This is a genomic window from Micromonospora sp. NPDC005367, assembly GCF_040606825.1.
GTDB lineage: Bacteria > Actinomycetota > Actinomycetes > Mycobacteriales > Micromonosporaceae > Micromonospora.
The window spans coordinates 23580-34776 of the sequence record NZ_JBEXFP010000064.1 but is presented as its reverse complement, the minus strand read 5'-3'; the positions used below and the strand labels follow the sequence as shown (position 1 = coordinate 34776).

Below are 11197 nucleotides of genomic sequence, written 5' to 3'. Positions count from 1 at the left end.
AGCCGCTGCACGACCTGCCGACCGATGCCCCGAGAACCCCCGGTGACGATCGCCACCCGCTGCGCCTTGCTCATGTGAAGCCTCCGTTGACCCTGTTTTCCTTCGTTGACGGGTCAAGCGTCGCGCGGCAGGAGCATCAAATCAAACGAATCATTCTGATGGACAGCATCAGTTGGATTGATTCGACGAGGCGGATCCGGCCGGGTTCGAGCGGCGGCGCGGCGAAAGGCTACCCGGACACCAGTCACCGCGGCCCACGTCCGCGAGTTGACCGGTCATGCCGGAGGCGTCACCGGATCGAGAGATCAGCATCGGATTGATCAAGCGCGGCGGTCGGCCGCTCGGCGCCGGTCACCGGCGACGCCGCGACCGGACCGGGGCGTAGGCGTGCCACGGCAGGGGAGCCGCTCGGCGGCGCCGTCGGCGGCGTTCGGTGGCACCCGCAATCCGGAACGGCTGGTGGCGTTCAGCGACGCGGTCTTCGCCATCGCGGTGACCCTGCTCGTGCTGGACATCCGGCCGCCGGAGGACTTCCGGCGGTTGTTCCACGGGCTGGGCCTGCTGTGGCCGTCGTACCTGGCCTACTCGGTCACCTTTCTGATGATCGGCCAGATCTGGGTCAACCACCATGTGATGTTCGATCACATCCGGATGGTGGATCGGCTGCTGATGTTCCTGAACACCCTGCTGTTGATGGATGTCGCGTTCCTGCCGTTCGCCGCTTCGGTCCTGTCCGACGCGTTCCACTCCGGCGACGGCGAGCGAGGCGCCGTCGTGTTCTACGGCGCAACGATCGAGTTGGCTGCGATCCTTTTCAACATCATCTGGGCGTACGCCCGCCGCGGGTTGCTCGGCGCCACCATCGACGATGCCGGCGCCAGGTTCGTCGCCCGCCGGTTCCGGGTCGCGATCGTCTGGATCGGCGCCGGGATGCTGGTCGGGGCGTTCCTGCCGCTGCTCGGCGTGGTGGTGATAACCGCCTTCATCCCGGCCTACTGGTTGCCGATCCGGGGTGAGCTCACCAGGGGCGGCTGAGCGCTCCCGCCGCAGGACGGGTCACGGCTTCCGGGCCACCGCGCCGTACGCGTGTCGATTCCCTCGGCGTCGGCGTCGTCGGGACGCCGCAGCGGGATCGGCACCAGGCCGGGCTCGACCATCGTGAGACCCGCGAAGCAGGTGGCGAGGTCCCGCGGACTGCTCAGGATGTATGGCTCGCCACCGTTCTGCAGCGCCGGCAGCCGATCGCCGATGGCCCGCGCACTTTCCTGGAAAGAGTGGCCTCCGCGCGTCGGGTGGCCACTCTTTCCGTGAAAGAGGCTCCTGCGGGAGTGGTGGGGTTTGTGAGGGTGGGGGCGGGGTAGGGGGGTGTGTGACCGTACCGGAGAAGAATCGGCGGCAGCAGGAGGACGAGGCGTTCGAGAGCGGCGCGGTGTATCAGGACGTCAAGGGACGCCGAACCGCGGACCCGGGTGCCGGAGCCGCCCACGCCCACAGCGAGGCGGACCTCAACGCCGAACACCTCAGGCGTGGCGAGGTCGGCCCGGGCGCCCCGACGGAGGAGTAGTCGCCGGTCGCTTTCGTGTGATGGCGCGCGTCAGCCGATCACTGGGAGCCGGCGGAGGCCGGGTCGACGGGTGCGTGCGTGCCCTGCCGCTCCAGGCCGGCGATGAGGAGCGTGATTCCGAAGTCGAACGCGCCGGGCCGGTCGATGGCCTCCGCGGGGTCCTCCCGGTCGACGGCGTGCGCGTGCGCGACCGCGCCGAGGCTGTCGGCCTGGATGCGCTGCTGCTCGTGGAAGGCGTGGCCGACGATGAAGTGGACCATGGTCGCGGCGGCGAGCTCGCTGGTCTCCCCGTCGAATCCGCCCGCGTCGATCGCTCCGGTCAGGCGCCGTTGCAGCCCCTCCGCGCCGAGGCCGAGGGCGAGGGTGCTCGAGACGACCTCCGCGCCGTCCTTGAATGCGAGGAGCGCGTCCCGCAGGGCGCCGGCCTCCGCCTGTACCCGCTGCTGCCAGCTGCGGCCGCTGGCGTCCACGACGCGGGCGCCCGAGATTATCCGGTCGGAGACCGCGGCGAGCAGCGCCTGCTTGTTGGGGAAGTGCCAGTAGAGCCCGCTCGGCTGGATGCCGAGAGTGGCGGCCAGGTGGCGCATCGTGAGATCCGGTAGCCCCTGCTGGTCCAGGATGCCCAGGGCTGCCTCGATGACGTCTTCACGGGAGTTTCGGGCGTACGCGGCTGTGCTTTCCGGCCTCGGCATCCCGCAAGTATAGTGAACGCCGTTCAGGAGAACGGTGTTCAGGTGAACGCCGTTCTCCATCTCATCCGAACACCATCGTCCCGTCGTTGCGCGGAGCCGTCGACGCGGGGCGTGGAAGGAGCCGATCATGGAGCGACGTCGCGGTCTCGACACGCGGGACGTCACGAGGATCGTGGTCTTCGCCGCGATCCTGGCGGTCCTGGGGATCCCCGGCGCGATCTCGGTGTTCGGCGGCGCGGTGCCGATCACCGCACAGACGCTCGGCGTCATGCTCGCCGGCGCCATCCTGGGCCGCTGGCGGGGCGCGGCCGCCGTCACGCTCTTCCTCGTGCTCGTCCTCGCGGGGCTGCCGCTGCTGTCGGGTGGACGTGGTGGCGCGGGCGTCTTCGTCGGCCCCTCGGCCGGCTTCCTCTTCGGCTGGATCGCTGGAGCCTTCGTGGTGGGCGCCATCGTGCGGTTCGGCAACCGGCCGCCGACATGGTGGCGGACGGCGCTGGGCTGTTTCATCGGGGGCGCGCTCGTGGTCTACGCGGTCGGCATCCCGGTCCAGGCGCTCGTCACCCGGCTCCCGCTGGCGAAGACCGCGTTGACCAGCGCCGCCTTCCTCCCCGGTGACCTGCTGAAGGTGGTGATCGCGGCGGCCGTCGCCATGGCGCTCTGGCGCGCGTACCCCCGGGCGTTCGGCGCCGAGACGGCGGCCGGGCCCCGGCCGCGGGCCGCGCAGCCGAAGACCGATGCGAGCGTACGGTGACGAGCGAGCGACCCGCCGTCCGCTGTGGATCGGCGGCGCTGACCGAGGCGCAGCTACGTGAGCGGATCGCCGCCGCCGGGACGGCGGGCGTCGACGCGCCCGGCCGGGTCGTTCCGATCCTCGACGGGGATCGGCTGAACGCGATCGCGACGGCCTTCGCCGTGCGGGACGCGGGCGGTGTGCCGCTGATCGGCGACGACCGGTGGAACAGCGACTACTGGGACGGCCTGCGCCGGACGGTGACGGCGGCGGATCCGGTGTCGGGCATGGCCTGGGCGACGTTCAGTTCGGGCAGCACCGGCACGCCAAGAGTGATCGTCCGCACGCACGAGTCCTGGTCCGCCTCGTACCCGGGCGTCGAGCGGCTGCTCGGTCTCACCGCGGACGACGTCGTCTACGTCCCCTCACCGCTCGTCTCGTCGGTGACGATGTTCTCCGTCGTCCACGCCCGCGCGGTCGGCGCGAGCATCCTCCTGCCCCGGACACACACCGTCTCCGATGCGGACCTTGAACACGCCACCGTGTTGCACGGCACGCCGTACGCGCTGCGCGGTGTCCTCGAGCGGATCGAGGCAGGCCGGGCGCATCGGCTCCGCGTCGCCCTGGTCGGTGGCGCCCGGCTCGACCCCGGCCTGCGCGGCCGGGCCGAAGCAGCCGGTATCCGGCTGGTCTCCTACTACGGGGCCGCCGAACTCTCCTTCGTCGCCGTCGACCCCGACGGCCGAGGACTGCGCCCCTTCGACGGTGTCGAGACCCGCATCGACGACGGCGTGCTCTGGGTCCGATCCCCGTACTTCGCCGGCGGATACCTCGGTGCGGCCACCGGACCGTTCCGGTGCGACGACGACGGTTGGGGCACGGTCGGCGACCTGGTCAGCGGTGACGCGGCCGATCCGCTGCGGTTCCGCGGCCGCAGTGACGGCGCCATCCTCACCGCCGCCGCCACGGTGATCCCGGAGGACGTCGAAGCGGCACTCCAGCGGATCGACGGGATCGAGGACGCGGTGGTCTTCGGGCTGCCCAACACGAGGGCGGGGTCGCTCGTCGCCGCGGTCATCGAGACCGGCCCGGGCGGCCGGCCGCCGTCGGCCCGCGAGTTGCGCAGCCAGGCGGGCGCGCTGCTGTCCGGCACGCACCTGCCGCGCCGCTGGTTCTGGGCCGAACGCCTGCCGCGTACGGCCACCGGCAAACCCGCCCGCGACCGGATCAGGCACGACGCGATCGAGGGGAGGGTGAGCAGAGTTGTCTGAACGGCAGCGAAACCTCCCGGTCGTCGTCGCGGCGCGACGTACCCCGATCGCCGGCAAGGGCGGCCGGCTCGCCGACGTCACCGTGGAGCGACTCGCCGCCCCCGTCGTCCGCGCCTGCGTCGACGACGCCTCGCTGGCCACGGCCGCGCCGCCGGCCGTCGGCGACGTCGTGCTCGGCAACTGCATGGGACCGGGTGGCAACACCGCCCGGCTGTCGGCGCTCGCGGCGGGACTGGACCTCTCGGTACCGGGCATGACGATCGACCGGCAGTGCGGCAGCGGCCTGGCCGCGATCATCACAGCCGCCGACGCGATCCGGGCCGGCGATGCGCGTACCCGCATCGCGGGCGGCGCCGAGAGCACGTCCACCGCACCGACCCGCATCGCGGACGGGGTCGCGTACCGAAAGGCTCCGTTCGCCCCAGCCGGCTTCGCCGACCCGGACATGGTGCGCGCCGCCCAGGACCTCGCCGTGCTCGACGCGGTCAGCCGCGACCGCCAGGACCGTTACGCCGCGCGCAGCCACCGGCTCGCGTCCGCGACCCGCGAGCGGGGCGGCTTCGACGACGAACTCGTGCCGCTCGACGGACTAACCCGCGACAGCGGGCCACGCCCACGCATCCCCACCATGCTCGACCGGTTCCCGGCGCTGTTCCCCGACGCCGCGGACGGCGGCACCGTGACGGCAGGCAACTCCTGCCGCGACAGCGACGGCGCCGCGGCGGTCGCGATCGTGCCGGCCGGCGCCCGTGGCGACGCGCCGGGGCTCGCCCTGGTCGCCAGCGCGACCGTCGGCTGCGACCCGGCCCTGCCCGGGCTCGGGCCGGTGCCCGCGGTCGAGGCCCTGCTGCGCGGCGCGGGCGTGACCCTCGCCGACGTCGCCGCCATCGAGATCGTGGAGGCGTTCGCCGCACAGACGCTGGCCGTGCTCACCCGTCTCGGTCTCGCGGCCGGTGACGAGGTCGACGCACGGGTCTGCGCGGACGGGGGCGCGCTGGCGCTCGGGCACCCGTGGGGCGCGAGCGGAGCGGTCAGTGTCGTGCGGCTCTTCTCCCGGCTCGTGCGATCGGGTGCCCCGGCCGGGTCGCTCGGCCTCGCCACGGCGGCCGTCGGTGGGGGGATCGGCGTGGCAGCCCTGTTCGAGGTGGTCCGGTGAACTCCCAGATCCACTTCGAGAACGTCTCGGTCGAGTTCTCCGGACGGGAGGTGCTGCGCGACCTGACACTCGACCTCGACGAACGTCGGATCGCCGTGATCGGCTCCAACGGCTCCGGGAAGTCGACCTTCGCCCGGATGCTGAACGGTCTCGTCACCCCGACGCGGGGCGAGGTGCGGGTGCACGGGGTCGACCCGGCCCGGCAGCCGAAGGAGGTCCGCCGCCGGGTCGGCTTCGTCTTCAGCAACCCGGACGCGCAGATCATCATGCCGACCGTGGCCGAGGACGTCGCGTTCTCCCTCCGCGGACGAGGTCTTACCCGTACGGAGGTCCAGGAGCGGGTCACCGCGGCGCTCGACCGCTTCGGCCTCGGCGAGCACGCCGACGCGCCCGCCCAGACCCTCTCCGGCGGGCAGAAACAGTTGCTCGCCCTCTGTGCGGTGCTCATCCGCGAGCCCAGCCTCGTCGTCGCCGACGAACCGACCGCGTACCTCGACGCCTCGAACAGCAGACGCATCGCGCGGTTCCTGCTCGACGAGATGCCGCAGCAACTGGTCATCGTCACCCACGATCCCCGGCTGGCCGCCCGGTGCGACATCGCCGTGCGCTTCGAGGCCGGCACCCTGGTGGACCGCGGTGACCCGGCAGCCGTCATCGCCCGGTACGAGGAGGAGCAACTCTGATCGCGATGTACCGGCCGGGCGGCAGCGTCCTGCATCGGATGCCCGCCGGCCCGAAGCTGCTCACCGTCATGGCTCTCGCACTGGCGATCTCACTCGCCCCGGCGAACCCAGGGCTGCTCGCCGGGGCGATCGCCCTCGTGTTCGGCTGCTATCTGCTCACCGGCCTGGGGCTGCGCGAACTCGGCCGTCAGCTCCGGGACCTGCGCTGGCTCGTCCTCGTCATGCTCGTGCCACAGGCGCTGTTCCTGTCGCTGCCGACCGCGGCGGCCAACGTCACCCGGGTGGTCGTGGTCGTGCTCCTCGCCGCCCTGGTCACCCTCACGACCCGCACCGAGGATCTGATCGACGCCATCGCCGGTGCGCTCGGGCCACTGCGGAGGTTCGGGGTCGACCCGAACAGGATCGCCCTCATGCTCTCCATGACGATCACCACCGTGCCGGTCATCACCGGTTTCGCCGTACAGGTGCGCGAGGCGCAACGTGCGCGCGGGGTGCCCGTGCAGCCGCTGGCGTTCGTCGTACCCCTGCTCGTCATGGCGCTCAAACACTCCGACGACCTGGCCGACGCCCTGACCGCCAGGGGTGTCGACTGAGCCCGGGTCGGGCTAGGCTGCCTGACCATGTCGGGTCGAGTGGCCAGAGTGTCGGGTGTCCTGGCGTTCGGCCTGATCGTCGTCACCTGCCTCGGCTGTTGCACCAGACGATTGTCGATCTGGTCGGCGTTGGCGGTCGGGGCGGTCGCGGCCTGCTGCGCGCTCGTCTGGTTGGTGGCCACGACGAGGCGGGGGATGGCCGAGCGTGGTCCCGCGCAGGCGACGGCGACGGCGTACCTCGATGCGGTCGTGGCGGGGGAGTTCGCGGTGGCGTACGGGTTGCTCACCGTCGAGCGCCGGGCGCAGGCCGGTCCGGCGGAGTTCGCCGAGCTCTACGCCGGGGACCAGGCGCTCACCGCCTACACCATCGACGGTACGACGATCGTCCGCAGCCAAGGGCGGTTGCATGCCGAGACGCACGCGCAGGTCCGGTTCGCCAACGGCCAGGCGGCCCGGCTCCTCGTCGGGCTGGTCCCCGAGTCGCAGGGCCGGTGGCGGGTGGCGGAGGTGCGCGCCGGAGAGCGCTGGTAGCCGCGCCTCGGTGGCGCGCGGCGACCGCTCGTCGAATCTCCGGGTGCCCGGGTCAGCCGCTGATGCGCAGGCTCGAGATCAGGCCGTCGCGCAGGTGGAACGTCATCGGGCCGGTGCCGTTGTAACCGTTGCCCGAGACCTTCAGGGTGACGACGTAGCTGTCCGGGTCCGCACCGGGCTTGATCCCCTTGAACTCGAAGCGTGACTGCACGCCGATGTTGTCGGTGCGGTCCCAGTCGCGTACCCCGTCCCGGCCGCGGAACTCGCGGCCCCAGTCGTTGAGGTACGCGTCGTCGGTGAACGCGGCGACGAAGGCGTCCGAGTCGGCGCGGTTCGTGGCGTCGATGAACGCCTGGATCGGGGTGGGGATCTCGCTGGTCGTCATTGCTCATTCCTCCGGCGGTTGTGCGACGCACGGGAGGGCGTCGTGGCTGGGCGGGCGTGATGTCGTGGTTCACGCGGAAGAGGTTGCGTGGGTTGTGGCGCTTCTTGATCGCGGCGAGTCGTGTCCGGCCCATTCGTACTACACACGGCGTGCGGAAATCCTCGGTTCAGGCATCGGGGCGGGCGGCGTTGTAGCGCTGGCCACAGCATTCGTCGGCGGGGCCGAGTGTCGGCGAGGTCCGCGACGTGACCCGTGGCGTCGGTGTTGTGCAGCAGTCATCCGAGCCGTGCGCCTGTCGGGGCCTCGACCAGCGGTCCGGATCGAAGGGGGCGCCGTGGTGTGTCCGCCGGTGTGGTTCGGAGCCTGCGGAAATCGCTCTCCGGCTGGATCTGTCAGCGTGCGGAAACAGCCCGTGAATGCGGCGCGGCGATGTGTGCCGAGGCTCACCGTGACAGTACTTATTTCGGCGGCGGGGTTGTCGGCTCACCGTCGAATGTGGTTGCTCGGCAGTCGTTGGTGACACCCGTCTCCGTGTCCAATATCCGACGCACTCCGGGTAATCTCTCGCAAATCCTCACGGTGCGCTCGACCGTCGTTACCTGGCGCGCTCAATCGCCGCTGGCAACAGGGGTTGGGCAGGGATGACCCCGGTCACAAATGGGCGGTGGCGACCGGCAGGAAAATGAACGCCGGATCAAGCAGGTAACCTCTCCCGCGTGCCGGAGATCGTACCACTCGTTGTTACCGATCGGTATGAGGTCTTGGAGCTGCTCGGCCAGGGCGGAATGGGTCGGGTGTGGAAAGCCCGTGACCGGATGCTGCACCGAGACGTGGCCATCAAGGAAATTGTTCCGCCCCCCAACCTGGCCGATCAGGCGCGGCAGGAATTGCGTGTGCGGTCGCTTCGGGAGGCGCGGGCCATCGCGCGACTCGACCACGTCAGCGCCGTCAAGGTCTTCGACGTGTTGCTGAGCGCGGACGGCGACCCGCAGATCGTGATGGAGTACGTGCCGTCCCGCTCGCTGCACGACGTCATCGCCGGTGAGGGCTCGCTCCTGCCCGTGCGGGCGGCCGAGATCGGGCTGGCGGTGCTCGGCGCGCTCCGCGCCGCCCATCGGGCCGGGATCGTGCACCGCGACGTCAAGCCGGCCAACATCCTCATCGGCGCCGACGGGCGGATCGTGCTCACCGACTTCGGTCTGGCCACCGCGGTCGAGGACTCGACCCTGACCCTCGCCGGCATCGTCCTGGGCTCGCCCGCGTACGTCTCGCCCGAGCGGGCCATGAGCGGCATCATCGGTCCGGCCGGTGACCTGTGGTCGCTCGGCGCCACGCTGTTCGCCGCGGTCGAGGGGCAGTCGCCGTACGCCCGGCCGTCCAGCATGATGAGCCTCACCGCGCTCGTCACCGAGCCACCACCCCGGCCCCGTCAGGCGGGCCCGCTCACACCGTTGCTGGAGGGCCTGCTCCGCAAGGATCCGGCCGAGCGGATGGACGCCGACACCGCAGAGCAGTTGCTGCGTCAATTGCTCGCCGAGACGCCACAGCGTGCGGCGCTCACCGCGAAGACGCAGGCGATCCCGCAGCATCCCGGAGTCTCGCCGATCGACCCCGGGGCCGCTTCCGTGGCGGGCGCGTTCGGGGCCGGTCAGCCCGTTGCCGCCGAGCCGCCGGCGACACCGGCGGCGTCCGCGCCTGATCCGGGCGGGTCCGCTGCGAGGGCATCGGTGCCGGGGGCGGACGTCGACGCTGCGCGACCCTCGGCCGCCACGCGCCGGCGGCGAGCCTGGCTGGTCGGCGCCGCCGCCTTCGTGCTGCTGCTCGGGCTCGGCATCGGCGTTCCCCTGGCCGTCCGGGACGCGCCCACGGACCCTGCCGGCGCCGAGTTGGTGGACGCGGTCGCCTCGCCGGAGTCCCCGGGCTCGTCGACGTCCCCCGCGCCCGGAACGCTGGCCTGGTCCGTCTACCGGGATCGCAGCGGGTACGCCGTGCCCGCGCCGCGGGACTGGCGGATCGTCCGGCACGGCGGCACGGTCGAGTTCCACGAGCCGGGCGGCGAGCGGATGCTCGCGGTCAGCCGGACACAGGCGCCCGGCAACGATCCCGTGGCCGAGCTGACCAGGCGTGAGGAGGATCCGGCCGTCGGCGGGAAGTACCGCGACTACCGCCGGGTCGAGATCGTCGCCGTCAACTACCAGCTTCGTGCCGCCGACTGGGAGTGGGTCTACACGGCCGACTCCGGCACGCTCGTGCACGCGCGTCAGCGCACCTTCGCGACCGCCGAGCAGCAGGGCTACCGCATCGTCTGGTCGACACCGGAGGAGCTCTGGGCCACCAACGCGAGCGCGTTCCAGAAGGTCACCGCCGGGTTCCGCTCGGCCAAGGAGGGCTCCGGCGGAGAGCCGACGAGCACGAGCAGCCCGTCGGCCGCCGCCCCGCCGTCGAAGCCGGGAACGCCGACGGGTACGGCGAGCGCCACTCCACGCAAGCCGGGCAACCGGATCGTCGGTGTGGCGAGCAACCGGTGCCTGGACATCAAGGACCTCGATGCGCCCGGCTCGCCGCGCCTGCTCATCCGTGACTGCCTGGCCGCACGTGACCGCAACCAGCTCTGGACGTTCGGTCCGGACGGGAGCATCAAGTTGGACGGCCGGTGCATGGACGTGGCCAACGCGTCGAGCGACGACGGCGCGGTGGTTCAGCTGACCGACTGCAACGGCACCCCGGCTCAGAAGTTCAGGTTGAACGAGGAGCGTCAACTGGTGAACGCCAGCAGCGGGAAGTGCCTGGACGTGGTCGACGAGCGCACCGAGAACGGCGCGCCGCTGCAGCAGTGGACCTGCAACGACGGCGCGATCCACCAGAAGTGGCTGTTGCGGTGACGGGTGGTTGACGGGGTCTGCCATGCTTCGTCCGGTGACGACCGCCGGCCCCCGCAGACGCCACACCCACCGCCGCCCCCGCAGCCGTACGGCTCGGATCGTCTTCGCGCTCGTCGCGGCGGCGGCCGTTCTGGCGGTCGCCGCGCTGATCGTTCCGATGCTGCTGCCGCCGGGTCCGCGTCCACCGTTCCAGCTTCCGGTCGCCTGTGGGGAGACCTGGCAGCTCGGCACCTATCCGGGCCATGACGACTACGACGTCGACCTCTTCCCCATCGGGGGCGAGGCGTGGGGTAGGCCGGTGCTCGCGGCCGCGGCGGGCACGGTCACCGTGGCCGGGATCAACGGCTCGCTCGGTGGGCGTACCCCGGAGAACCCGGAGGGGCCGCGGGGGCGCGGCGGTGGCTACTGGGTGAAGATCGACCATGGTGGCCGGTGGGAGACGCAGTACCTCCACCTGCTCGAACCGCCGATGGTGCGGGAAGGTCAGCGGGTCGCCCAGGGTGAGCAGATCGGTCGGCTCGGCAGCACCGGCAACTCCGGGGCCCCGCACCTGCACTTCGAGCAGCGCCGGGGTTGGGAGAAGGTCGAGACGTGGTTCGACGGCTCTCCCTCCGGCATCACCCACGACGACCGCGAGTACACGGTCCGGCGTACGAGCAACAACTGCGGCTGATCGCCCGCCGGTCTTGCCGAACGGTCGGGACCGTCTC

The 11197-nt window shown here is 71.5% G+C and carries 13 protein-coding genes and 1 pseudogene; 12 read left to right on the top strand and 2 right to left on the bottom strand.

Annotated features, from left to right (window positions below):
- The 3 genes from ABZS42_RS29245 to ABZS42_RS29235 form a co-directional block, all read left to right on the top strand.
- The coding region (locus tag ABZS42_RS29245; protein ID WP_355150711.1) for a hypothetical protein at positions 1-320 on the top strand (320 nt) is incomplete at its 5' end.
- A gap of 67 nt (positions 321-387) precedes the next feature.
- Positions 388-1035, top strand: a complete 648-nt coding sequence (locus ABZS42_RS29240; RefSeq protein ID WP_355150709.1) for a TMEM175 family protein — start codon at positions 388-390, stop codon at positions 1033-1035.
- A 334-nt stretch (positions 1036-1369) separates the two neighbouring features.
- Positions 1370-1564, top strand: a complete 195-nt coding sequence (locus ABZS42_RS29235; protein ID WP_355150707.1) for a ribonuclease — start codon at positions 1370-1372, stop codon at positions 1562-1564.
- A gap of 38 nt (positions 1565-1602) precedes the next feature.
- Here ABZS42_RS29235 and ABZS42_RS29230 read toward each other — a convergent pair whose 3' ends face one another.
- Positions 1603-2256, bottom strand: a complete 654-nt coding sequence (locus tag ABZS42_RS29230) for a TetR family transcriptional regulator (protein ID WP_355150705.1) — start codon at positions 2254-2256, stop codon at positions 1603-1605.
- Between the two features lie 127 nt (positions 2257-2383).
- Here ABZS42_RS29230 and ABZS42_RS29225 point away from each other — a divergent pair, with 127 nt between their 5' ends.
- From ABZS42_RS29225 to ABZS42_RS29200, 6 genes are read left to right on the top strand one after another with little or no spacing between them, the layout of a single operon-like run.
- On the top strand, positions 2384-3007 hold the full coding sequence (locus ABZS42_RS29225; protein WP_355150703.1) for a biotin transporter BioY: 624 nt from the start codon (positions 2384-2386) through the stop codon (positions 3005-3007).
- Positions 3004-4257, top strand: a complete 1254-nt coding sequence (locus tag ABZS42_RS29220) for an AMP-binding protein (RefSeq protein WP_355150701.1) — start codon at positions 3004-3006, stop codon at positions 4255-4257. Before ABZS42_RS29225 ends, ABZS42_RS29220 begins: the two co-directional genes overlap by 4 nt.
- A complete protein-coding gene (locus ABZS42_RS29215) occupies positions 4250-5413 on the top strand; it encodes a thiolase family protein (RefSeq protein ID WP_355150699.1) in 1164 nt (387 codons plus the stop codon). Before ABZS42_RS29220 ends, ABZS42_RS29215 begins: the two co-directional genes overlap by 8 nt.
- Positions 5410-6096, top strand: coding sequence for an ABC transporter ATP-binding protein (locus ABZS42_RS29210; protein ID WP_355150697.1), 687 nt, complete (start codon positions 5410-5412; stop codon positions 6094-6096). Before ABZS42_RS29215 ends, ABZS42_RS29210 begins: the two co-directional genes overlap by 4 nt.
- Positions 6097-6101: 5 nt before the next feature.
- Entirely contained in the window at positions 6102-6689 is a 588-nt protein-coding gene (locus ABZS42_RS29205) for an energy-coupling factor transporter transmembrane protein EcfT (protein ID WP_355150695.1), read from the top strand.
- A gap of 48 nt (positions 6690-6737) precedes the next feature.
- A complete protein-coding gene (locus ABZS42_RS29200) occupies positions 6738-7220 on the top strand; it encodes a hypothetical protein (RefSeq protein ID WP_355150693.1) in 483 nt (160 codons plus the stop codon).
- A gap of 52 nt (positions 7221-7272) precedes the next feature.
- Here ABZS42_RS29200 and ABZS42_RS29195 read toward each other — a convergent pair whose 3' ends face one another.
- On the bottom strand, positions 7273-7605 hold the full coding sequence (locus ABZS42_RS29195) for a nuclear transport factor 2 family protein (RefSeq protein WP_350788552.1): 333 nt from the start codon (positions 7603-7605) through the stop codon (positions 7273-7275).
- A 716-nt stretch (positions 7606-8321) separates the two neighbouring features.
- Between ABZS42_RS29195 and ABZS42_RS29190 the strand changes: the two are divergent.
- The 3 genes and pseudogenes from ABZS42_RS29190 to ABZS42_RS29180 all read left to right on the top strand — a co-directional run.
- Positions 8322-9977: pseudogene (locus ABZS42_RS29190) on the top strand (protein kinase); the annotation flags it as partial.
- A gap of 138 nt (positions 9978-10115) precedes the next feature.
- Positions 10116-10487 (top strand): RICIN domain-containing protein, encoded by a 372-nt coding sequence (locus tag ABZS42_RS29185; RefSeq protein WP_355150712.1) that lies wholly within the window; start codon positions 10116-10118, stop codon positions 10485-10487.
- A 22-nt stretch (positions 10488-10509) separates the two neighbouring features.
- Positions 10510-11160, top strand: a complete 651-nt coding sequence (locus ABZS42_RS29180) for a M23 family metallopeptidase (RefSeq protein ID WP_355150691.1) — start codon at positions 10510-10512, stop codon at positions 11158-11160.
- Positions 11161-11197: the final 37 nt, after the last annotated feature.